Raw genomic sequence first — 23,747 nt, forward strand, 5'->3', positions numbered from 1 at the left:
AATATTTTAACGCTGAGTTTTGTATGAACCCAAATCTTGAAAGTTATAACTTAAGTCAGGCGGATATCCTGATTGATATGGCGAAACAAGTTCTATATGTCCCACGCTTGAAAAAAAGCTATTTGGTGTCTACTGGATTGAACGGTATAGGTGAACAGGAAAATTCAGGTAAAACCCCAAGGGGATGGCATCGTATTGAACAAAAAATTGGCGATGATCACCCAATCAATGCTGTTTTTAAAGCACGTATTTGGACTGGGGAGATCTATGATGTGGAACTTGGCGAGCAATTTCCAGAACGTGACTGGATTCTAACGCGAATTCTTTGGTTAGCAGGTTTAGAATCTGGTTTTAATCAAGGGGAGGGTTGTGATACCTATAATCGATATATCTATATTCATGGTACGCCAGAGTCAGAACCTTTAGGCATTCCTAAATCACATGGATGTATTCGAATGCACAGTGCAGATGTCATTGAGCTATTTGATACATTGGACGAAGGTGCTTTAGTCTATATTTCAGAACAAGAGATCGAATTGGATCAAATTTAAATCAGAATCGTAAAATGTGTTGTGATAAAAACTTTGAATAAAAATAAAAACATATCTCTAATTAGGCAAATAATAGACAAAAAAGCGATTTTTTAAGAGAAATGATCTATTTTTTAATCATTCAAACTGAAAAACTGAGAAACCTGTAGAAAAGCGTTTGACAGTATCTGAGGATTCTCTATAATGCACCACACAAACGATGAAGTCGTAAAGGGCGCTTAGCTCAGTTGGTAGAGCGTCTGCCTTACAAGCAGAATGTCGGCGGTTCGATCCCGTCAGCGCCCACCAAGCCTTTACGTTAAGTTTTAGTGCAGCGGTAGTTCAGTTGGTTAGAATATCGGCCTGTCACGCCGAGGGTCGCGGGTTCGAGTCCCGTCCGCTGCGCCACTTTAAGCTTAATAGATTGTTTGTACTTTAATAGAGATATTACATAAGTGCAGCGGTAGTTCAGTTGGTTAGAATATCGGCCTGTCACGCCGAGGGTCGCGGGTTCGAGTCCCGTCCGCTGCGCCAATCTATGTAATGACCTTATTAAGGGCGCTTAGCTCAGTTGGTAGAGCGTCTGCCTTACAAGCAGAATGTCGGCGGTTCGATCCCGTCAGCGCCCACCAGATTTTTTGTGATGCAGCGGTAGTTCAGTTGGTTAGAATATCGGCCTGTCACGCCGAGGGTCGCGGGTTCGAGTCCCGTCCGCTGCGCCATCCTAAAAATCAAAGCCTAATAAGGGCGCTTAGCTCAGTTGGTAGAGCGTCTGCCTTACAAGCAGAATGTCGGCGGTTCGATCCCGTCAGCGCCCACCATATTCAAGCTGTAAAGCTTATATGACCCTAATTGCGTAAGCAGTTGCCGTTGCAGCGGTAGTTCAGTTGGTTAGAATATCGGCCTGTCACGCCGAGGGTCGCGGGTTCGAGTCCCGTCCGCTGCGCCATTTTCTAGATCCCTTGTCTAGATATAATGGTTTAAATCAGCAAGATTTCTTTCTTGCATCTTAAAAATAGCGGTGCTATTTTTATTCCTCAAGGGCGCTTAGCTCAGTTGGTAGAGCGTCTGCCTTACAAGCAGAATGTCGGCGGTTCGATCCCGTCAGCGCCCACCATATTCTTTCTATAAAATGTCTTTTAAGTTTCTATAATTTATATAAAATATGATGAATTCATGTTTATAATAGAATTATGAGAAATCCATACCAGCGTAAGCCTTCAAGTACCTCTATTGCCTCTACAGTTGTCTCTCCAAAAGAACAATACCAACAATTTATGGAAACAATTGTCGCTCAGGCTAAAGTTTATAGTTTATATAATGATGGCTGGGCATTGTGCTCCACTCCATCTGGTCAGCGCACGCTTGCTGTTTGGCAAAGTAAAGGTATGGCACAATTATTGGTTCGTGATAAGTGGGAAAAATATCATGTGGAGGAAATCCAACTGATACCATTTATTGAACAAGTTGTTCCTTATATTCGACAACACAATACTCATTTATCACTTAACTTGATGCCAGAAGGTCAAAATGTTTTGGTATCGGGGCGACAATTTCTAATTGACCTAAAAGCTTATCTATATCAGTTATCGATCGATCAACCTGAAAAATTAAATAAAGAAGGGGTTCCTTCGCCTCGAAAAATTCGAATACATGATAAATAGAAAATTTAGTATTCTCTTAAGATCCAGCCACTAATATAAGCAAAATATTCTCTAAGCCATGCGTTATATCGTGTGCCTAAAGGAGTTTCAGCACTGACTGATGTGATTTGGGTATAACCTTGAAATCGGGCAATGGCTGCAGCACGTGGTGTATGAAAATCACTAGTCACAACTACAATATGACTATCTTGGTTTAAGTCTATTTTGTTTAGCAGCGGAACACTGTTTTTTAAATTGAGTTCGGTGCTGGTGCTTTGACTTTCTTCAACTATACGCTGTGGGTGAATACGATATTTGTTGATCAAATATGCTTTCATCACTGCAGCTTCAGTAATTTTCTGATCAAATCCCAAACCACCAGTTACAATAACAGAACTACTGGGATATTGAGCGGCGATCGTTGCACCTTGGTCTAATCGAGCCTGAAGCGTTGGGGAGGGTTGGTTATTGATTAAACCACTACCCAAAATAATAATCGCATCAGGTGGTGTATTCATGATGGGGGAATGATTTGATTTAGCTAAAAAAATAAAAAAAATAGCCAAGCTGATTAACCAGATGGAAAAAATTGTCCATCCCATTTTCCAAAACAAGTTAAAGTTAGAATGATTCAAACGGTAGTGTTGGATTTTCTTATTAAAAAACAGACATAAAATGATCACTATGCCATTAAAGGCCGGAAGTACAGTACCCAAATGAATTTTATTTTGACTGATTAAAATGATTCCATCGATTAATAGTATCAATGCTATTAACCAAGCGAAAAATTTTAAAATCCTTATATACATTGGATGTCATCACTGGTGGGAATTGAGAAAAAGTATATCGCATAAAAAAACCGAGCAGATTAAATAAAAATCGTACTCGGTTTTGATCATAATAACCTTGTTAGTAAACGTCTCTACGGTAGCGACCAGCTTGTCTTAATTCATCTACAGTAGTTTCACCCAAGATTTCAATTAAGGCTAGATCAACATCGCTTGCCATACCATTGATACTGCCGCACACATAGATGACAGCACCTTGATGAATCCATTTAACGACTTCATCCGCATTTTGACGCAGAATATGGTGTACATAGACTTTTTCTGGTTGGTCTCGAGAGAACGCAAGATCAATCCGCTTTAACATCGCTGTATTTTGCCAAGCTTCGATTGTTTCTTTATAAAAGAAATCATGTTCGCGTTGACGTTCACCGAAGATGAGCCAGTTGTCAGTGTAGTCCAAGCGTACGCGAGCTGAAATCAAGCTCATTAGCCCTGCGATCCCTGTCCCGTTACCGATACAGATAATCGGTCGATTATCATCAATTAAATGGAATGATTCATTGGTTCGAATACGAAGTTGTACCTGAGCACCAACCGCAACATGATGTGTTAACCAGCCTGAGCCTAAGCCGAGTTGCTGCAGTTCATCAAGTTGTTGACGTACCACCAATCGCATCATGCCTTGAGTCGGAATACTAGCAATCGAATATTCACGAGTAGGTAAATTTTCAAGCTGCTTAACGAGTTCTTCAGCTGTATTAAATGGCTGAACCTCACTATTTAAATTTTTATTCCACAGGCTTTCAACTAAGGTTTGACCTGTAGTTGTGAGAACTAAAGCCTCATCTAAGTTGTGCTGTTGTAAAAATGCTTGAATACGTTCAATGCTATTGCCGGGTTGAATTTCCGCAATATCTCCAGCTTGCCAGATCGCGTCGTGATCAGACTCAAGCTCTAAATTATAAGCAGGTTGACCCAAACTGTTTGGATTGAGCAGTGTGCGTTTTTGCAGTTTCCATTGATCAAAGACTTTATCAATAGATAATGTTGCTAATTCCAATTGAGCAGCTTGTGCGAGTGCATCTGTCCATTTTTGAATATCTTGGTTATTGGCATTTTCTACTTCAATCACATTAAAGAGTGGAGTTGCACCAGATGCATTGAACCAATCATAGATACGATGACCAAAACTACAATAAGTGTCAGGATATTCACGTGAACCAAGTGCCATAACTGCAAATTGAACATGACTTAGATTCAGTGGATGAGACATTAATTTCTTTTCAAAACTTGTAGCTAAGTCTGGAGCTTCACCTGTACCGTAAGTACTCGCGACCACCAGAATTTGAGATGCTGTTTGTAGCTCATTAGTGGTCAGGCTTTGCACTGATTTAACAGTAACGGGTTGGCGTGCTGATTGCAGAATTGAAGCTGTACGCCAAGCCAATTGCTCGGATACACCAGTTTGACTTGCATAAGCGATGAGCCAAGGTTTTGCATTTGGATCAATATCAACCACTGCTAAATTTTGCTTCGCTTCACGGGTTAATTGTTTTTGCTTGCGGCGTTTGAGATAGAGCATCCAGCCAGTCACAAAGAATAACGGCATAGCGAGTGCAGCTAACATCGCGAAGAACTGGTAAATAGGACCAAAGAAGCTGCCACGGTGTACAGGTAACATGCTGCTCATGATTTTTTCATTGAGCTTTTTGTCTTCGTACAATTCAACATCTTTCAATTGATTCGTATTTAAGTCGACAGTCGCTTTGTTACGAGCGCGTTCATGTTGCGGAATAGGATCAACGAAACTCAGTTCTAATTCACCGTTTGCACGTTTAGGAATGGTGAAGGTTACGGAAGAAAATTGATTTTTAAACTGTTGTTCAAATGTAGACCAAGATTGGTTGAGCGCAAATTGAATCTGTTCTGTTTGGAGTGATTTACGCTCTTCACGTCCTTCACGTCCTTCACGTCCTTCACGTCCTTCACGTCCTTCACGTCCTTCACGTTGAGCGTTTGGTCCAGCATTTGAACCAGGACCACCCGCTTGCATTTGGGGTTGTGGGCGCTCAACACCAAGCACTTTAAACATGCCGTTGCGCCACCAGTCATATGACCAATATAAACCTGTACAAGCCAACATGAGATAGAAAATGGCCACCCATGTTCCAACGACTGCGTGTAAATCCCAAATAAAGTTTCGACCTTTTAATTTGGGTTTAACTGAAAACCATTGTTTGAAACTGTGTTTTTTCGGCCAACGTAGATATAAGCCACTGAGGACAAAGAAAATAAGAATCAGTGTACATGCACCGGTAATTTGTTTTCCAACTGGTCCGACTGTCAAGTTACGATGTAGTTGTTGTACGAATGCGAAGAATTTTCGACCTTTAATTTCAGGTAGTAATTCAGCACTGTAGGGATTGATCATCATGGTCAAACCACGACGTTCGCCTTCTTTCGCAACATTGATACTCGATGAGTCAGTAGGTTGAGCAGCAATTGTAATGCTATTGATTTTAAGATCAGGATGCTCCTGCTGGAAATGTTGATAAATTTCAGCTGGTGTTAATTTTGGGCGTTGTTCAGCAACAACTGTAAAACTTTCCTGATTGATCAGCTTGATAATTTGCTGCTCATAAGAATATATCGCCCCAGTGACACCCATAAGTGCCAAAATAAGGCCTGCTGTTATTCCGAAAAACCAGTGTAACTGGAAAAATATTTTCTTGAACATAAGGGTCTGAGTGAATTGGAATTTTTGAATGGTGCGATTATAACCTAACTCAAAAAAAGTGGAATGTATTTGAAGATAATATTTATTCTCATTCTCATATAAAAAATTGTGATAAAAAAACCTCCAAAGTTGGAGGTTTTAATATAAAGCCGTATTTACAGTGATTTTGGCTCACCAACGCTTTCTTTGAGATGTTTACGGATGGTCTCGAAAGAGAAATTTTTGCTGTTCATTCGTTTTGGCAAGATATAAGCGCCTTGCTGACCTTTAACTTTAAAGTTCACCAAAATGAAATCTGGCGTGTTATACCACTCATAGATATCTTTCCAACCAATTGAACCTACACCTTCTTGTAGTCCCATTTTTTGACGCATCACGATACCATGAGGCTGAACACCTAATTTAATTCCAGTAATTTCTTGTACTGGAAACTCATTCATTTTACGTTTAGCGTACCATTCTAGTCCAAACTTTCGCACTAAAAAGTATGTCAGCACACAGACTAAAGCCACCCAGCAAAATACAGTAGAGTAATTTTTAATAAAAATTAGACCCAAAATTGCAAGCGCAGTAATTGCACCCATAATAGCCCAAGCTTTAGTTCCAATTTTATTTGTGCTGCGCCAGATTGCGAGTTGCGCATGGCGTTGTTCAGCTTCAGTAACCTCGTAAGGAACGGGTTGTAAAGTGTAGGCGTATAAGTTTTTTGCAGTCATAGTTTCGTTAACAAAATGTGTATATCTGAGCAGAGTTTAGCATTAAATTAATACAATCAGGGAGTATATTGTACTAATTTACTGCCTTGAAAATTCAACATTTACAGTGATGCCAATGCGCTGGATTGAGTATCATGTTCATGACTTAAACTTTGTTTTAAGGTACTCAATCGTCTTAATACACCAAGCATTAAAGAAAGTTGCTGTAAAACAATCAATGATTTATGTGAATCCTGATCATCTTTATTCAAACGTTCACGAATCGCGGACTCCAAATTTGTCAGATTTAGCTCAGGGAATTCATCTCGCAAAAAAGCACCTTGGATATCATTTAACGCTTGCTGAAGTAGCTCTAATGTTGACTGATCTTGAATTTTTTCACGGTGTGCACCTAGCGCAGCAATATAGCTGATAAATGTATGATTGAGACAGAGGAACTCAAATGCTAAAGCTTTTTGTGTTGGATCAAAATCAGGTTCTGTTGCTAATGTCGATATGAGTGATGCAACATCAGCATCACGATTATGTGCAGTGCGGCGGACTACGCGGTAGTTCAAACTGTTATTACGTCCATGATGGTACTGTTGGACGACTTCAGTAAGATACTGGCATTGAGCTTCAAGTGAACGTCTGATTGAATGGGGGAGTCGTCTGAATTTCCAATCTGGAAAAATAAAGCTCACCCCAAACCATGCCAATGCACAGCCAATTAAAGTATCTAACATTCGAGGAAATGCCGCTTGGAAACCTAAACCGTCCAAATTGAAATTAATTAAGGCTAAGATCGTAATAAAGGCAGTGGCTTGCGCATATTGCTTACTGCGTAATTCAAAAAATAGGACGCCACTCACAATTAATAATAAGAGTTGACCTTCGACAGAAGGAACGAAATACAGAATTGCAAAACCAAGAATAATGCCACCGAGTGTTCCCATGATCCTGAGTCTGAGTCGACGTTTTGTGGCGTTGAAGTTTGGTTGACTAACAAATAGGGCTGTTAACAGTACCCAATAACCGTATTCGATATTGGTGACTTGAACAAAAACATATCCGATGAAAAGTACGATGGAAACACGAATTGCATGTCGAAAGAGTACGGATTCAGGGGTTAAATTTTGTTTGATACGAGAAACGATATCTTCCCAACCTTTCAGATCGTCATCTTTAAGTTGGTTTTCTAAATGTTTAGTGCGGTCAAATTTAATATGCCGTTCAGTTTCAAGATTTCGTAATTGAGCATCGATGGCTTTTAAGTTCTGGAGTAAGGCAAAAAGAGCATTAACCCAGATAAGATCATGTTTTTGTTCATCACGGATTTTTTCTAATGACTTTCTGAGATTACTAAATGCATGTTCAAAACGTGGATTATGCTGGTAAGTTGTGCGATTTAAGATGCTTTCACTTAAATCTTTACATGCTTTTGCTTGCAGTGTAAGAATACGTTGGAAGCGAAATAAAATATCACTATGTTCAAAGGCTTTGGTTAATTGTGGATAATCAATATGTGCAGAGTCAGCTCGCTCGTGAATGTCCTGTGCAATAAAATAATATTGTAAGCTGCGACGGGTATCACTTTGACCACGATCTCCTTTTAATCGGGTAAGGAGTGTGGTTTTCATATCATTAAAGATACCTACTAATTTCCCATTTTCCAGCGACAAGCTGATCATACTTTTTTGGTAGCTATTCGCTGTCATATCCACATCAAAGAGATTGGATTTAGCAAAAAGGAAATCACCGAGTGAAGAATAGCTTTTCGAGAGCTGATCTTGAACTTGTCGAGCTGGAAAAATTAAGAAACTAAGCGTAGACAAAATCCCATACCAAATGGCACCAATCACCAAAAGACTAGGTTGTATGTACCATTCGTCAAAAATATCAACACCTAGCATGGCATAGACAGAAATTACTAAGCAACCATATGAGATGGTGGCATAACGTCTGCCTAATGAGCCTAGTAAAATGAGACCAATACAAGAGATGATCAGGCCTGAAGCAAAAAGCACAGGATACGGGAATAACAGTTGAACAGAAGCTGCCGCAATAAAGAAACCAATATAGGTATAAATCAGATTCATGATACGTACTGAGAAGCGATCATCGATGTCGCTCAGCCCAGCAGCAACAACCCCTAATGTTAATGGGATCGTCATCAATTGCTGATCTAACAGATAGGGAATAAACGCGGTACCTGCGAAAGCGACGATCATCCGCAGGTTATACATAAATGAAGTATTATAGGTCGCTTTTTTAAGCTGAATCAGCCATTTGTTCAAACCAGAATCCTTTATGAATAGAGGATAGGGGGAGATGAATATAAGTTGAATATTCATCTAATTTAAATAGGGATTATATGCTTGAAATTAACTGTTTGTCTGTATTAAACCACCCTAACTGAATGAGCGTTTTGATCCTTAAAAAATCAGTCTTCCAAGAAAACAGCAAACGCTTCAACTGGAACTCGAGGTGTTCTGAAAGTATTCACAAGCGCATCAGGGTCGGCATAGCCTAAAGCCATCCCACAAACGAGTTCTTCGTTGGCAGGAGCATCCAGAACATCAGTGACGATTTGATGAAAATGATTCCATGCCGCTTGAGGGCATGTATCTAAACCACGTGCTTTTGCTGCTAGCATAACATTTTGAATCATCATGGAAATATCCATTTTAGAGCCAATGCCCATGGCTTTATCCACGGTAAAGAAAATGCCAACAGGTGCATCAAATAATTGATAGTTTCTAAGATGTTGTGCAGCCATCTTATCCTTTTCACCTTTTTGAATGCCCAGCAACCCATAAAGTCCCCAACCATTTTCACGACGACGATCGATATACGGGGAAATCCATGTTTCTGGATAATAAGCAAAAGTCTCGTTGTATTGTTGAGCAAGTTCAGGGTTTTGATAAAGTTGCATTTGTGCATGACAAACTTGATCAATTAAACGTTGACGACGTGCGCCTGTCACCACATAGACTTTCCAGGGTTGAGTATTTGTGCCAGAAGGTGCTCTTGATGCGACTTCTAAGATTTCTTGGATAAGTTTTGTGTCTACGGGGTGATCTAAAAAGGCACGTATAGATTGGCGGCCAGTGATCACTTCATCAACGGCTTGAGTATGTTCTGTGGACATTGCAACTCCTATTTGAATAATTTTGGATGATCCATGATGTCTCTACGACTAAGGTATAATTTTGAATATGCTTTTAAATAAAGATTTTATAAATTATACAGATATAAACTTTTTTCAATTCATCATCAGAAATTGTGATTGAGAAAATTGGTTTTGACAATAAAAAACATTTAATTATGAAACATAAGTTGCTAGATTAAGTTACAACGAATACACATTATGTTACGTATTTATTTTAATCAATTCATCAAATTTAAAAAAAAGCAGTTTAGTGCATCGTTGATTATTTTAAATTAATCAAACGTTGTGATTGGGATTCAGCAGGTTGACCAAGCATATATGCACGGATGCAAGATGAAAAAATTGGAGATTTTTAATGAGTCAATCAAAACATCAAACATTTTTAAAGAAAAGTTTAGCAATCGCAGTCGCTGCTTGTGCAGTTTCTACTGCACAAGCAGCGACTGAAAAAGATGAAATTCAAAAATTACGCCAAGAAGTTGAAGCGTTAAAAGCTTTAATTCAACAGCAACATCAAGTACAACAACAGCAGCAAGTACAATTGGCTGAAGTTAAAGCTCAACCAGTAGCAGCAGCGCCTACAAACTTGAAAACTAAAGCAGGTGCTGAAGTGAATCTATATGGTTTTGTACGTGGGGATGCGAACTATATCATTGAAGGTGCTGACAATGACTTTAATGCTGTAAACAGCGTTGGAACGAGTAATAATCCGTTAGTTGAAGATAAATTACGTGCAACTGCAAAAACAACACGTCTTGGTTTAGATTTCAAATCTAAAGTAGAAGGGGCAGACGTTGGTGGTAAAGTAGAAGTGGACTTTGCAGGCTCAAATGAAGCATTACGTATTCGTCATGCGTATTTAACACTAAATAATTGGTTATTCGGTCAAACTACTTCAAACTTCTTGTCAAATCATGCTCCAGAAATGATCGATTTTGGTACCAACATTGGTGGCGGAACAAACCGTTTACCGCAAGTGCGTTGGTCTCACAAATTAGCGCCAACAACTCAATTATTTATTTCAGCTGAAGAGGGTAATTCTACTGGAGATGGTATTAAATACCGTCTTCCAACTTTAACTGCAAAAGTCACGCAAGCTTATGCAGAGGGTAAAGGTAATGCTTCAGCTCGTGCCTTAATCGAAAATTATAAATCTGATACCGCTGGTGATGATAAGACTGGTTTTGGTGTAGCGATCGGTACAAATTACCAAATTAGCGAACCACTCAAAGTATCTGCTGACGTGTCTTATGTAAAAGGAAACAGCAACTATTTATATGGCTCAAATAGTGCTTATGTTGTCGATGCAAATAACAATATTGAACAAAATGAGTTTATTGCAACCCAACTTGGTGCTACATATAAGTTCTCACCTCAGTTACGCTCAACACTGGCTTATGGCGCACACTATGCTGATGACAGCACGGGATATGCTAAAGCGAACACAAGTGCAAATGAAACTGTTCAACAAGCATGGATTAACTTTATCTATACACCTGTGAAACCTGTTGATTTAGGTGTTGAATATATCAATGGTAAGCGTGAAACTTTCGCAGGTCAAAGCTATAATGATGACCGTGTAGGCTTAATGGCGAAATACAGCTTCTAAGCATGAGTTATAAAAAACCGAGCATAGTCTCGGTTTTTTTATTCACTTGTCATTCATCAGTTCAGACTAAAGAATGTCTGAATTTTGCTGATTGAATAAACAAAAGTAATGCGAATTATAAAAAAAAGTGCATAATGTTCGGCTTAAACAGTGAGCAGTCCTGATCATCAGGAATTTCTTAATCATTTTAAGTTCACTAAAACATATTTAAGTGTTTGTTTGAGCCATAAATCAATTGTATCTAGCCAAACGTATGTCTAAGAATAGAGTGCGTTTTGAGCAACTGATTTATTTTGAAAAGTGTATGTTTTTTATTAACAAGATTGAATCCAATGAAATCGAGGAATTAATATATTGTTACTCAATTAAAAATTTTATCTATTCTTTTAGATAATCAATATTGAATAAGGATATGTTTATTTTTGGATGTGAGATTCGAAATAAATCTTATTGATTAAAAAACAAGCATAATATGAATTAACAGTCATCTGTATTTGCTGAGAATTAATGATGGAATTTACTTTTAACGCTTTTTACACGTTAATTGCTGCAGTAATAGTTTTATTGCTTGGCCGTTTTCTTGTCAACAAAATCGACTTCTTAAAAAAATACAATATCCCAGAGCCTGTAGCTGGTGGTTTGGTTGCTGCCATAGTTTCGTTAATTGTTCACAATTTGTGGGGTTACAGCATTACCACGAGTAGTGAATTGCAAACCAGTTTCATGTTGGTGTTTTTTGCCTCGATTGGTTTGAGTGCAAACTTCGCCAAACTCAAAGAAGGTGGTATGGGACTGGTGATCTTCCTGATCTGTGTCGCATCATTTATTATCGTACAAAACTTTGTCGGTATGAGCCTTGCAACGTTACTTGGTATTGATCCACTTATAGGTTTAATTGCAGGTTCTATTACCTTAACGGGTGGTCATGGTACTGCTGGTGCATGGGGTGAGATTTTAGAAGTCGAGCATGGTATTCAAGGTGCTTTAGCACTGGGTATGGCAAGTGCGACATTTGGTTTGATTATTGGTGGTTTGATTGGTGGTCCATTAGCGAAATTATTGATTAATAAGCACCAGCTTTCATCACCAGTGACGAATTCGGTTGAAAAAGACACACGTGATGCGAATGCAATTGCAAATCCGAATGATCAAGGCGAGTTTGTGCCTTTTGAAAACCGTAATCAAGTTCGTTTAATCACTGCGGACAATGCGATTACCACATTAGGGTTATTTGCTGCGTGTTTGGCATTTGCTGAATTTATGACAGGTTATAGTAAAGGCACTTGGTTTGAGCTTCCAACTTTCGTTTGGGCATTAGGTGGTGGTGTTATCCTGCGTAACATCCTCGAAGGTCTCATGAAAGTGGAAATCTTCGATCGTGCAATTGATGTATTTGGTAATGCCTCTTTATCGTTATACCTAGCAATGGCACTTCTTTCACTTAAGTTGTGGCAATTGGCTGATCTTGCAGGCCCATTGGTTGTAATCTTAACAGCTCAAACCTTAACTATGGCTTTGTACGCAGCATTTATCACTTTCCGTGTGATGGGTAAAAACTACGATGCAGCAGTTCTTGCAGCAGGTCACTGTGGTTTCGGTATGGGAGCAACACCAACAGCTGTTGCAAACATGCAGGCGATTACAAATATGTATGGTCCTTCACATAAAGCATTCCTCATTGTACCTTTATGTGGCGCATTTTTTGTTGACTTAATTAATGCAACTGTAATTCAGATGATTTTAAAATTCTTTGCTTAACATAAAATCTTCTTAATAAAATGTCATGTACAAAAAGCCCCGCATCTGGGGCTTTTTGTCATAAAAAATTCATACAGACGACTTGTCAATGATATGCTTTCATTCAGTTTTGATTTTTAATTTCTGATGCAATGAAGAAGTTTGTACTCCTGATTTCCCTCTTACCTTTGATTGGCTTACAAGCCTGTCAACAGGTTGTAGCCAAAGCTCAGCTTTCAAAATCTGTGTCTACACCTTTGGTGGATGCTTCATCTCATATCATTAAAAATAAGCATAAGAAAACTGATGCTCCAAGTATTGCATTGGTGCTTGGGAGTGGGGGAGCGCGAGGCTATGCGCATATTGGTGTCATTGAAGTTTTAGAGCAACGTGGAATCAAGCCTGATTTTATTGTTGGTACCAGCGCAGGGAGTATAGTCGGGTCAATATATGCCAGTGGAAAATCAGCAAAATCGTTACGTGAAGTTGCATTAAATATGCAAGTCAATGATGTACGTGATTTTAACATTGGTATTCAAGGATTTTTTGATGGCGCTAAGGTTGAGAACTATGTCAATAAACAAGTGGACTTTATGCCCTTAGAACAGCTTCCTATTCCAATGTATGTGGTGGCAACAGAGTTAAAAAATGGAAATTTAACAGTATTTAACTATGGTAATACTGGGCAAGCAGTGAGAGCTTCTATCTCTATTCCAAGTATGTTTATTCCCGTAAAAATTGCTGATAAGGATTATGTTGATGGCGGTTTAGTGAGTCCTGTACCAGTCAATGTGGCGAGAGAATTAGGGGCAGATATTGTCATTGCTGTTGATATTTTGGCCCAGCCAGAGCACACGGAAACCTCGAATGTGTGGGGGATGTTTAATCAAAATATAAATATTATGCAAAATAAGATCGCGTATAACGAGCTAAAAAATGCAGATATTGTGATACAGCCAGATCTAAGAGAAAAAGCACATATCTTTGATGTTAAGGGTCGTGAAAATACGATTCAAGCAGGTATGACTGCAGCATTGAACAAAGTTAGTTTATTAGATCAGATACGTCATCGGACGATAGGACAATATGATGCTCATCAGTATCCTGCCCATGATGATAGTAAAAGAGCTGTTTGTTTAAATTGCTAAATTGAATCAGATCTTAATTGTCTCATAAAATATATATAAAAAATAAGTAAAATCATTGTTATAAATTGAATGATTGTTATATTGGGGTCATAAAAATGAGGGTTAGTACTTTATCTAACCCTTAAAAAGATGAAATATAAATTAAGGTGTAGTGTGTCAGTTTTTCAAGTTGGTCAAATTGTTTATTTAGCGTCAAATTCAGATATTACATTCGAAATAATACGAATTAACTATGATGAAACCTATGAAATCCAAGTCAAGAATCAAGCATCGTTAAAGTTAAAATACGATAATATTTCTGCTGAGATGCTTCGTTTAGTCAAAGATGAATAAATTTTAAGCAAATTTATCATAGTTTCTGAGAGTGAATGATTTCCTCTGATACTTTTAAGCTATCAAGTCTTGAAATTATTGGAGTTTGTTTCTGATTTAAACATTTTATAATCAAGAAAAAAGTTATAATAGTGTATTAAATCTCCTGTCATGATTGAGTTCTAATATTTATGTCCGAATTTAACCAAGCGTTACCGCTTGCAGATGATCAGTCTGAATTAACGATGTCTGTATTAATGACGCCGGATATGGCGAATTTCTCAGGTAATGTACATGGTGGAACAATTTTAAAGCTGCTTGACCAAGTTGCTTATGCGTGTGCAAGTCGATATTCAGGTTCTTATGTGGTAACTTTATCTGTTGATAAAGTGAACTTTAAAGAACCAATCCACGTGGGTGAGTTGGTGACTTTTTTAGCCAGTGTGAATCATGTGGGGCGTACCTCAATGGAAATTGGGATCCGCGTTGAAGCACAAAATATTCAAAAACGTACGGTACGACATACCAATAGTTGTTATTTCACAATGGTCGCTGTGGATGAACATGGGAAACCAAAACAAATTCCACCGCTAAACCTAGATAATGACTGGAAACGCTGTCGTTTTGAAGCTGCTGAGCATCGTAAAATTGCTCGTTTGAATGAAAATCATCATCCTTCTTGCAGCATATATAAGAAATCGGTTTAAGAAAAAAGACTTCACATGGTGAAGTCTTTTTTTATGGATTTTGTAGCTTGGCGAGGGTATGTCCATCGACAATCATGTACCAATTCCCTTGTGCATCCTTGTAGGGGTGACGAGTGACAATAAATTTCGTGTTGATAGGACCTAAACCTGTTTCAAATCCAGTATCTGAAAACTGTTTAATTGGAGCTGAAACGGCGGTTTTTTTACTGAGCTGATTGTTACTATATTCTATACGACCATTAGCAGTAATATTCAATTGAACACGACTGTCCGCGCTAATCCAATGTCCTACATAATCCAGTTTATCCTCTGGTAAAGGTTTGGAACATGCAACCAGCCATAGGCTGAGTATAGCTATCCCAAGAAATTTCTTCATTTTCATGTCACGTGCTTAGAATTAAATTGGCTTTTTGGTTAAAATATGTGATTTATTTTTCATTTATATCGTTTGATAATAATTATGTATATGTGTTTATCGTAATTTATAGAGAATTATTCAAAAAAAAAACAGGCATAAAAAAGTAGAGCTGTAGCAAAGCTCTACTTTTAATCAGATCAAGCCATCGGGGGAAGACTTGGTCTAAAATTCAGTCAATTTATTTTTGATTAATTACTGAGCAGGTTGAGCTATAGGAGCTTCAGTACCTTCTTCAGCTGCAACCTCTGTACCCGGTTGAGCAGCTGTTGGTTGACCAGCAGCAGTAGTTTCAGCATTCACTGGTTGTTCTTGAGAAGAAATCAACACTTCCTGTTTTTTTTCATCTTTTGCTTCTGTTGCAGCAAATGTTGAGAAAGCTGTGAAGGCAAGTGTAGTTGCTAATAAAGTTTTAACTAAATTCATGAGTGGCATCCTTATTCAATAAAATAAATTAGAATTTAATCTCATAAGCTTTCCGAGGAGAGAAGCGAATATGAAATTAAATCTAGATCATCGCGTAAAATGTTAAAAGCTGAATCGCATCTAATACGGTTAGCGAGTCAACGAAATTCATCCTAAGTCCAGAAGCTCAATTGGGCAATCAATGCAACAAAGTGAAACACGATAGTTAACGCACGACTAACAAACCAAGGTGTAATGTAGTTTTTTTGTCTCAATGAGAGTCAATATGCCTCATAAAGTTGTCAAAAAATATGTCATGGTGAAGAAAAAAACAGCAATTTTTTTACTTAGTTTTACATTTGAAAAGGTTAAATTAGAAAATCAAAATTGAAGTTTTGAATTAAATTCAGAGTAATGATCTGTGAAATAGATTTACATATTTTCAATTTTGATTCAACAGTTCACTTATCCTATTTAATTCCAATCATTTAGTCTTTTGAATTCATGCATTCATATAAATTATGAGGAAAATTATCCTAGACTTGTTTTTTAGATAAATTCCGACAAGAATCCGTACACCTCTTCAAATTCAGAGATCCATTTTGAAAGTACTTGCAACTCAGTCAGTGCCTACACATATCATTACAGGTTTTTTAGGTGCAGGGAAAACCACGCTTTTACAACAACTTCTCAAATTTAAACCTAAAAATGAGCGATGGGCTGTATTGATGAATGAGTTTGGTCAAATTGGCGTTGATCAACAGTTATTGCCAAATAATGATGGCTATGAAATCAAAGAGCTATTGGGTGGATGTCTGTGTTGTACAAGTCAATTGCCAATGCAAATTGCATTGTCTCGGTTATTACAAGAATCTCACCCAGATCGGCTATTTATAGAGCCGACAGGGTTGGGTCATCCTGCACAGTTGGTTGAACAACTGACTGAACCACATTGGCAACATCTAGTTGCCATGCGTTCTGTAGTGACCGTGATTGATGGATCTCGTTTACATGACTCTGATTGGATGAGGCAGAGTTTATATCAAGATCAGTTAAAAGCGGCTCAAGTTGTGGTTGTGTCTCATGCTTCGGACATGAATGACATGGATCGAAAAGAATTGGCTGATTTAAAACAACAATATTTAGCTTATATTCCACATTGGCTTGAAGCTGATCAAGGCAATATTCGCTTAGAACAAATTGATTATCCTTATGTGGGAATTCAGCGTTCAATGCAACCCTTATTCAAGGTTCAGCGACAGTTCAAAGCTGATGAGGAAATGCCAGCTGTAAAGCAACTTCCATATCATTACGTCGAACAGGCTCAAGGGTATATTGTGGCAGGATGGAAGCTTCCAAAACGTTGGCAGTTTGATTTTTATGAATTATTAGACATCCTTTGTGAGCTAAAACACTGGGTACGTATTAAAGGCATCTTCAATACCAACAAAGGTTGGATGACATTCAATTTTAATCCTGATCAATTCAATTACAAATCAGGTGAAGAGAATATTGATAATCGGATTGAAGTGATAACCCAGCAGAATCAAGATTGGGAGCATTTAGAGCAATCAATTCTTAAGGCACGAATCGATGATCAATAAATACGTTAGATCATTCAACTCAGAATACAGACGGATTGAAATGCATTTTCTCAATGTGCGCTGAATCGGGTATGCTTAGCACCAAATTTGAGGATACCCCTTATGGCGTTAAAAGCGACGATTTATAAAGCAGATTTAAACATAGCCAATATGGATGTTCATCAATATGGCGACTATCAGTTAACGATGGCTCTACATCCGTCGGAAACGATTGAGCGTTTGATGGTTCGAGTATTGGCATATGCTCGTTTTGCAGATGAGCATTTAGAATTTACTAAAGATTTATTTGAAACTGATGAGCCGGCACTTTGGCAGAAAGATTTAACAGGTCAGTTAGAAAAATGGATTGAAGTGGGTAGTCCAGACGAAGATAAAGTAAAAAAAGCGAGTGCGCGTTGTAAGGAAGTTGCGGTGGTCACTTATGGATCATCAGTGGATGAATGGTATAAGCGCAACAGTAAATTGAAAACATTGAAAAATGTGAAAATCTGGCAACTCAGTGAAAAAACAACGGCACAAATCCAAGCATTGTGCGAACGTACAATGCAACTGCAATTAAATGTGATGGATGGCGAGTGGACATTGATTTCAGATCAAGGTCAAGCTGAGATTGAGTGGACTAAATTACAGTAAGCCACTAAGATTTTAAAGATTAAATTTGGAGTAAGCACATGACGGCTGAATTAGAAATTATTGACTTGATGGTAGGTGAAGGTAAAGAGGCTGTAAAAGGTGCTTTAATTACCACTCATTATACTGGTTGGTTGGAAGATGGTACGAAGTTTGATTCATCATTAGACCGTGGTAATTACTTTGAGACTGTGATTGGTACAGGTCGTGTCATTAAAGGTTGGGATCAAGGTATTATTGGAATGAAAGTTGGGGGTAAGCGTAAACTGATTGTGCCTGCACATTTGGCTTATGGTGATCGTAAAATGGGGAATATTATCCCAGCCAATTCTAATCTAATCTTTGAAATTGAATTGTACGATGTAAAAACTCGTGATTAATTAAAGTCGATGAAAAGCCCTGCATTGCGGGGCTTTTTTATGTTACAACAATGCTGAGCGTGCAATAGATATAACAAAAAATTTCTAAAAAACGCACCGACTCAGCAGAATTAGGATTACTATTCAGAAAATTCATTCAAACAAAATTAGGGATATAAGCGCTGAATGTTTAAGTCATTTTTTCCGAACCCAAAGTGGTTTTTTCTCTCTGTCGTCTTATGGTTTTTTATTAATCTCGCTTTATGGTTTTTTGCGGATGGAAAACAATGGGGCGAATATTTAGGTTTTCCTCAAGGTTATGCAGAAGCTGAACTTGCGATTAATATCAGTCGTTTTTGGTCACCGCAATTTTTGTGGTTCTATTTATGGTTCTTGGTGGCGACCGCCTTATTTGCACTGTTTTGGAAAATAAAATCAGACAATCCGTGGCAGCGTTGGTCAGTATGGGGATCTGCATTTATCCTATTTAATATTTGGTTAACGGTACAAGTCAGCGTTGCAGTGAATGCATGGTATGTACCATTTTGGGATTCTATTCAACAGATTTTAAATTCTGGTGGTGGTGAGGTGGATAAACTCTATGCGGAATCATGGACCTTTATCAGCTTGGCCAGTATTTCAGTGACATCAGGCGTCATCAGCGCTTTCTTTACCAGTCACTATATTTTTAGATGGCGTACAGCAATGAACGAATACTATGTTCAGCATTGGGAGAAATTGCGTCATATCGAAGGTGCTTCGCAACGTGTACAGGAAGACACCATGCGTTTTGCAACGATCGTTGAGGATTTAGGGGTTGAGTTAGTCCGTGCAGTACTGATGTTAATTGCCTTTCTTCCTTTATTATTTGCATTGTCTGCGAAAGTGCCTGTTTTACCGTTTATTGGTGAGTTGCAATATTCTTTAGTATGGGCTGCGATTGGATGGGCGGTATTTGGTACTGTCTTATTGATGGTGGTGGGTATGAAACTGCCAGGATTAGAATTTAATAATCAAAAAGTGGAAGCGGCATATCGTAAAGAGTTGGTGTACGGCGAAGACCATGAAAATCGTGCGCAACCTGCAACCTTAAAACAACTTTTTAAGAATATTCGTGCTAACTATTTTAAATTGTATTTCCATTATGCCTATTTCAACTTGTTTGCACGTTGGTATGGACAACTGGACAATCTCTATATGTTATTTGTGTTGTTCCCCGCGATTGCAGCAGGCCTGTTGACACTGGGATTGATCCAACAAATTATGGGTGTATTCAATCGTGTTCGTGAGTCATTCCAATATTTGGTGAGTTCGTGGAAAACGATTATTGAGCTACTTTCTATCCGTAAACGTCTAAAAGCATTTGAATCTATTTTGGATAAGTAGTGTCCATCATGGATTTAAATTATTAAAAAAAGGCTCGTATAGACGAGCCTTTTTATATCTGAGTGTGGATTTAGAGCGTGCTGAAAATATTTTTTAGAATCTTACAAAACCACTTACGTGCGTCTAAGTCATCCTTATGGTTATACCAGTTAACACTGACATTGAATGGGCGAACTTCAAACGGGAGTTCAAAAATTTGGATATCCGTATGCTGTTGATAAACCTTCGCGGCTCTCGAAGGCAAAGTAACCAGAAGTTCTGAGTGTTTCACCACGTTCTGCAAAACACTGAAATGGGGGACTTCAAGCATGATCTGACGAGAATGACCAAGCTCTTTTAAACGCTGATCAATTTCAATATGACCAGTACTCGATTTGATCGCAACATGTTTTTCCGATAAATAGTCTTCCATGCTGAGTTTGTGCTGTATGCGAGGGTGCTCTTTTTTAGCGATACAGACATAACGTTCCTCAAACAAATTTCGAGATTCAATATTGGGCATAATGGTGTGACTGCTATTAAAAACGGCCACATCCAAAAAGCCTTCAACCAGCCATTCCTCTACTTTTTCTGAGTGAATTTCCTCAATTTCAAGTTTGATATGGGGAGCATGTTGTTCTAAATATTCAATCAGAGAGGGAAGTAAACAAATTTCTCCTAAATCAGAAATGCCTAAACGAAATACTTTTGAAGAGGTTAGCGGGTCAAAATGCTTGGCAGAATCAATCGCCATATCAATTTTTACAATCGCTTCGTAGAAACTTGGATAAAGACTTTGTGCGAGTTTTGTGGGTTTAACACCAAACTTGTCACGTACAAAAAGCTGATCATTCAGCATTTTCCGCAGTCGATTTAAATTATAGGTGACAGAAGGTTGGCTGAGATTCAAGCGCTCTGCGGCGTGACTGATATTTTGAGTTTGATAAATAATAATAAAAACTTTAATCAGACTTAAATCGATCAACTTTACATTCCTTGTAAATATTTAGAGACAGTTGCTATATCGAATAACCAATGTAACAAAAAAAGAGAGAGTTAACTCTCTCTTTTATTTTTTAATGACTTACATGTTATTGATGAATCATCTACTCATAAGCCACGTTTTTAACGCTGTTTGCTGCACCTGCAATTTTTTTATTGCGGAGATGGATCGCAGTCACACTGATCACTGCAATCATACAAGGGATAGATAAGGCAATGAAATTATATTGCACTGGCAAATTAAGGCTAAGTAACCATCCACATAAGATTGGACCCAAAATTGCGCCTAAACGACCTACGCCAAGTGCCATACCTAGACCTGTCGCACGTATGTTAGATGAATAATACTGTGACATATAAGCCAACAATAAAATTTGTCCGCCAATCGATGCTGCACCTGCGACTGCTACACAGAAGTAAAGCACCATGGTTGGCAAGTTATAGCTTAACAAGAATAGGGAAATTGCGCCGCTCACAAACAAGGTACAAAGAACTTTAGGTAAACTGAATTTATCAGCAAAAAAACCACCAAAAATTGCACCCAGCATCCCACCAATATTGAGCGCAAATAGGAACACTAAACTGGTTGAGAGGTTGTAGCCAGCTTCCATCATCAGTTTAGGTAACCAGTTACCAAGTGCATATACCAATACCAATGCCATAAAGACACTTGCCCAGAATAGAACAGTAGTTACACCACGACTTTCAGTAAATAAGTCTTTCACTGGTGATTTAGACGACTCTTGGTTTTCTTGATGCAGACTAATGCGCATATCAGCAGGAATTCTTAGATTTGTGTCAATTTGTTCTAAGATGTGAGCAGCTTCTTTATGCTTATTTTGACGAACCAAGTAATCGATGGATTCAGGCAATAACTTCCAAATGATTGGCAATAGAATGAGTGGAATACCTGCAATCATAAACATGATTTTCCAACCAAACTGCGGTACTAGCCACATGCCTAAAATGGCAGAGCACATTCCGCCTACAGCGTAACCACTAAACATCAATGACACTAAGGTGGAGCGTAAACGTTTAGGCGCATACTCCGTCATTAGTGTAATAACGTTCGGCATCACGCCACCAAGACCTAAGCCAGCAATAAAGCGATAGATCCCGAACTCTTGAGGATTGCTCGCTAGGCCACACATCACGGTAAAACCACTAAAAATGACAATACAAACTGCAATCAGTTTCTTACGGCTAAAGCCATATTTTTCAAGTTTGTCACTCATACTGCCAAAAATGATGGCTCCAAACATCATGCCAAAGAGGGCAAGACTTCCTAAGAAGCCCGCCGTCATTGGATCGATTGCCCATTCTTGCATGAGTTTAGGCAATGCCACACCGTAGATGACTAAGTCATAGCCATCAAAAATAATAATCAATGCACTGAGTAAGATGACTCGCCAGTGAATGGCTTTGAGTTTGGCATGATCAATAATTTCATTTGCATTTAACGTATTCATGGAGACCTCCCTGGTCAATGAATCGGTTGATAACAGTCCTGTTAATGTTTTTGCTTATTTATATGGCTTCAGCCACGAGATGTTTCTCTATTGCTTGGCCTAAGCGTTGTTGTGCAAGTTCAACGTCTTTCTCTAAATCGTGTTGCCATAACCAATCAAAACGGTGTGCCAAATGTTGACCTACACTGTCAAAATCTGGATATAGCGGCGAATATAATTCGTAAATCTCACCAGATTCGCGCGACGTATTTTGTACACGGATGGCACGCTCTTTACGCAGTTGCTCATAGACATGAGAGAGTTGTGCAAGATCTTCAGTGCAAATTTGCGCAGGGTGTTGTTCCAGATGTTTGAATAATGCAGAAAGAATTAAAGCATCTTCAAGACCTTGACCAGCACCAGCTCCTTGGTGTGGCAACATGGCATGTGCAGCATCACCAATCAGAATGACATTGTGTTCACTGTTCTGATAGGTCTTAAGTGGCTCAATCTCATGAAGGGCCCAGATGGTAGGTTTTTCAATTAAGTTCAGTAATGCGCGACAGCTCTCACTCCAATCCGCAAAATCAGCCAGCATTTCAGTTTTGGTTGTTGATCGTGTCCAAGGAGTCCCTTCTGGCAGAGTTGTATTCTTGCGATCTGACTTAAAGGCAACAATATTGATTTCTTCACCTTTACGAATAGGGAAAGTTAAGATGTGTTTGTCTTTACCCAATAACATTTGTGGGACATCTGCAAGTTCAGGATCGTGTCCAAGTTCTGCAATGACCTGTTTAAAATCTAAATATTTGATAATGCCGCGATAAGCCCATGTTCCTGAAAACTGAGGATCGACTTTTGGAAGTTGATGCGATGCCAATACATGATCACGCACAACAGAATGGATACCATCACAACCAATCACGTAATCTGCTTCAACCACTTCACCATCTTGGAAAGTTAAACGAACACCAGAGCTCGAAGCTTCAACAGATTGCACACGTTTATTGAAATGTGCATTTTGTGAAGGAACAAATGGAATAAGTGCATCTAAAAAATCAGCACGATGCACTGAAGATTGACCGACTTGAGGTGCGATTGAAGCCGATAGGTATTCATCGGTATAGCCATTACGCCATTGGAACCAGATATCTTGATAAGGCGCAGCAACTGTATCCGCAATGGCGTGATATTCTTCACCCAAGCCTAGAAGCTCAATTGCTTTAACAGCATTGGCACCAAATGAAATGCCTGCGCCAATTTCTGAAAACTGTGCTGCTGACTCATATAAATGCACATCAAATTTTTTATTTTTTACTAGGTTGGTCATTAAAGCTAATCCAGCAATACCACCACCAATGAGCGCAATCTTAATTCTTCTTTCCATGATTCAATTCCGAGTTTTTTGCCCTGAATAAGATCATTACTGATTTTTAACTAC

Annotated in this window: 21 protein-coding genes and 8 tRNA genes; 19 read left to right on the top strand and 10 right to left on the bottom strand. The window is 38.6% G+C overall.

Features of this window, described 5'->3' with window-relative positions:
* Positions 1–23 precede the first annotated feature (23 nt).
* From elsL to AC1M9E_RS03315, 10 genes are all read left to right on the top strand, one after another.
* The gene (gene elsL, locus AC1M9E_RS03270; protein ID WP_481952236.1) at positions 24–551 is read left to right on the top strand and encodes a cell wall-recycling L,D-carboxypeptidase ElsL; all 528 of its coding nucleotides are present in this window, start codon (positions 24–26) and stop codon (positions 549–551) included.
* Positions 552–763: 212 nt separating this feature from the next.
* Positions 764–839: transfer RNA gene (locus tag AC1M9E_RS03275), tRNA-Val, on the top strand.
* 22 nt (positions 840–861) lie between these two features.
* Positions 862–938, top strand: a tRNA-Asp gene (locus tag AC1M9E_RS03280).
* A gap of 49 nt (positions 939–987) precedes the next feature.
* A tRNA-Asp gene (locus AC1M9E_RS03285) sits at positions 988–1,064 on the top strand.
* A gap of 22 nt (positions 1,065–1,086) precedes the next feature.
* A tRNA-Val gene (locus tag AC1M9E_RS03290) sits at positions 1,087–1,162 on the top strand.
* A gap of 13 nt (positions 1,163–1,175) precedes the next feature.
* Positions 1,176–1,252, top strand: a tRNA-Asp gene (locus AC1M9E_RS03295).
* Positions 1,253–1,275: 23 nt separating this feature from the next.
* A tRNA-Val gene (locus AC1M9E_RS03300) sits at positions 1,276–1,351 on the top strand.
* 51 nt (positions 1,352–1,402) lie between these two features.
* Positions 1,403–1,479 (top strand) — tRNA-Asp (locus AC1M9E_RS03305).
* A 92-nt stretch (positions 1,480–1,571) separates the two neighbouring features.
* Positions 1,572–1,647, top strand: a tRNA-Val gene (locus tag AC1M9E_RS03310).
* A gap of 76 nt (positions 1,648–1,723) precedes the next feature.
* Entirely contained in the window at positions 1,724–2,194 is a 471-nt protein-coding gene (locus tag AC1M9E_RS03315) for a DUF2750 domain-containing protein (protein WP_179999352.1), read from the top strand.
* A gap of 5 nt (positions 2,195–2,199) precedes the next feature.
* On the opposite strand, the gene AC1M9E_RS03320 is transcribed toward AC1M9E_RS03315, so the two are convergent.
* The 5 genes from AC1M9E_RS03320 to AC1M9E_RS03340 form a co-directional block, all read right to left on the bottom strand.
* Positions 2,200–2,691, bottom strand: a complete 492-nt coding sequence (locus AC1M9E_RS03320; RefSeq protein WP_488225021.1) for a YdcF family protein — start codon at positions 2,689–2,691, stop codon at positions 2,200–2,202.
* A gap of 391 nt (positions 2,692–3,082) precedes the next feature.
* The gene (locus AC1M9E_RS03325) at positions 3,083–5,698 is read right to left on the bottom strand and encodes a PepSY domain-containing protein (RefSeq protein WP_488225022.1); all 2,616 of its coding nucleotides are present in this window, start codon (positions 5,696–5,698) and stop codon (positions 3,083–3,085) included.
* A 155-nt stretch (positions 5,699–5,853) separates the two neighbouring features.
* Positions 5,854–6,414 (bottom strand): YcxB family protein, encoded by a 561-nt coding sequence (locus AC1M9E_RS03330; RefSeq protein ID WP_035268336.1) that lies wholly within the window; start codon positions 6,412–6,414, stop codon positions 5,854–5,856.
* A 101-nt stretch (positions 6,415–6,515) separates the two neighbouring features.
* A complete protein-coding gene (gene yccS, locus AC1M9E_RS03335; protein WP_488225023.1) occupies positions 6,516–8,690 on the bottom strand; it encodes a YccS family putative transporter in 2,175 nt (724 codons plus the stop codon).
* 146 nt (positions 8,691–8,836) lie between these two features.
* Entirely contained in the window at positions 8,837–9,544 is a 708-nt protein-coding gene (locus tag AC1M9E_RS03340; protein WP_488225024.1) for a nitroreductase, read from the bottom strand.
* A gap of 376 nt (positions 9,545–9,920) precedes the next feature.
* Between AC1M9E_RS03340 and AC1M9E_RS03345 the strand changes: the two genes are divergently transcribed.
* The 5 genes from AC1M9E_RS03345 to AC1M9E_RS03365 all read left to right on the top strand — a co-directional run bounded on the left by AC1M9E_RS03345 (position 9,921) and on the right by AC1M9E_RS03365 (position 15,078).
* The gene (locus tag AC1M9E_RS03345; protein ID WP_488225025.1) at positions 9,921–11,174 is read left to right on the top strand and encodes a DcaP family trimeric outer membrane transporter; all 1,254 of its coding nucleotides are present in this window, start codon (positions 9,921–9,923) and stop codon (positions 11,172–11,174) included.
* Positions 11,175–11,684: 510 nt separating this feature from the next.
* A complete protein-coding gene (gltS, locus tag AC1M9E_RS03350) occupies positions 11,685–12,932 on the top strand; it encodes a sodium/glutamate symporter (RefSeq protein WP_481596313.1) in 1,248 nt (415 codons plus the stop codon).
* A gap of 131 nt (positions 12,933–13,063) precedes the next feature.
* The gene (locus tag AC1M9E_RS03355; protein ID WP_481596312.1) at positions 13,064–14,059 is read left to right on the top strand and encodes a patatin-like phospholipase family protein; all 996 of its coding nucleotides are present in this window, start codon (positions 13,064–13,066) and stop codon (positions 14,057–14,059) included.
* Positions 14,060–14,212: 153 nt separating this feature from the next.
* Positions 14,213–14,392, top strand: coding sequence for a hypothetical protein (locus AC1M9E_RS03360; protein WP_035268348.1), 180 nt, complete (start codon positions 14,213–14,215; stop codon positions 14,390–14,392).
* A gap of 170 nt (positions 14,393–14,562) precedes the next feature.
* A complete protein-coding gene (locus tag AC1M9E_RS03365; protein ID WP_035268353.1) occupies positions 14,563–15,078 on the top strand; it encodes an acyl-CoA thioesterase in 516 nt (171 codons plus the stop codon).
* A gap of 31 nt (positions 15,079–15,109) precedes the next feature.
* On the opposite strand, the gene AC1M9E_RS03370 is transcribed toward AC1M9E_RS03365, so the two are convergent.
* Together AC1M9E_RS03370 and AC1M9E_RS03375 are read right to left on the bottom strand one after the other, a co-directional pair.
* On the bottom strand, positions 15,110–15,460 hold the full coding sequence (locus AC1M9E_RS03370) for a hypothetical protein (RefSeq protein ID WP_228143104.1): 351 nt from the start codon (positions 15,458–15,460) through the stop codon (positions 15,110–15,112).
* Positions 15,461–15,688: 228 nt separating this feature from the next.
* The gene (locus AC1M9E_RS03375) at positions 15,689–15,919 is read right to left on the bottom strand and encodes a hypothetical protein (RefSeq protein WP_481607728.1); all 231 of its coding nucleotides are present in this window, start codon (positions 15,917–15,919) and stop codon (positions 15,689–15,691) included.
* Between the two features lie 581 nt (positions 15,920–16,500).
* Here AC1M9E_RS03375 and AC1M9E_RS03380 point away from each other — a divergent pair.
* From AC1M9E_RS03380 to sbmA, 4 genes are all read left to right on the top strand, one after another.
* Entirely contained in the window at positions 16,501–17,502 is a 1,002-nt protein-coding gene (locus AC1M9E_RS03380) for a CobW family GTP-binding protein (RefSeq protein WP_481607727.1), read from the top strand.
* A gap of 102 nt (positions 17,503–17,604) precedes the next feature.
* The gene (locus AC1M9E_RS03385; protein ID WP_481607726.1) at positions 17,605–18,135 is read left to right on the top strand and encodes a YaeQ family protein; all 531 of its coding nucleotides are present in this window, start codon (positions 17,605–17,607) and stop codon (positions 18,133–18,135) included.
* A gap of 38 nt (positions 18,136–18,173) precedes the next feature.
* Positions 18,174–18,512: an FKBP-type peptidyl-prolyl cis-trans isomerase gene (locus tag AC1M9E_RS03390; RefSeq protein WP_481607725.1), complete on the top strand. Its 339-nt coding sequence runs from the start codon at positions 18,174–18,176 to the stop codon at positions 18,510–18,512.
* A gap of 165 nt (positions 18,513–18,677) precedes the next feature.
* Entirely contained in the window at positions 18,678–19,877 is a 1,200-nt protein-coding gene (sbmA, locus tag AC1M9E_RS03395) for a peptide antibiotic transporter SbmA (RefSeq protein ID WP_481589098.1), read from the top strand.
* Between the two features lie 70 nt (positions 19,878–19,947).
* Here sbmA and AC1M9E_RS03400 read toward each other — a convergent pair whose 3' ends face one another.
* The 3 genes from AC1M9E_RS03400 to salA all read right to left on the bottom strand — a co-directional run bounded on the left by AC1M9E_RS03400 (position 19,948) and on the right by salA (position 23,693).
* Positions 19,948–20,838, bottom strand: a complete 891-nt coding sequence (locus tag AC1M9E_RS03400) for a LysR family transcriptional regulator (RefSeq protein ID WP_373687191.1) — start codon at positions 20,836–20,838, stop codon at positions 19,948–19,950.
* Between the two features lie 124 nt (positions 20,839–20,962).
* Positions 20,963–22,327, bottom strand: a complete 1,365-nt coding sequence (locus AC1M9E_RS03405; RefSeq protein WP_488225026.1) for an aromatic acid/H+ symport family MFS transporter — start codon at positions 22,325–22,327, stop codon at positions 20,963–20,965.
* A gap of 58 nt (positions 22,328–22,385) precedes the next feature.
* The gene (gene salA, locus AC1M9E_RS03410; protein ID WP_488225027.1) at positions 22,386–23,693 is read right to left on the bottom strand and encodes a salicylate 1-monooxygenase; all 1,308 of its coding nucleotides are present in this window, start codon (positions 23,691–23,693) and stop codon (positions 22,386–22,388) included.
* Between the last annotated feature and the right edge of the window lie 54 nt (positions 23,694–23,747).

This window comes from Acinetobacter sp. 24-47-47, from assembly GCF_057737035.1.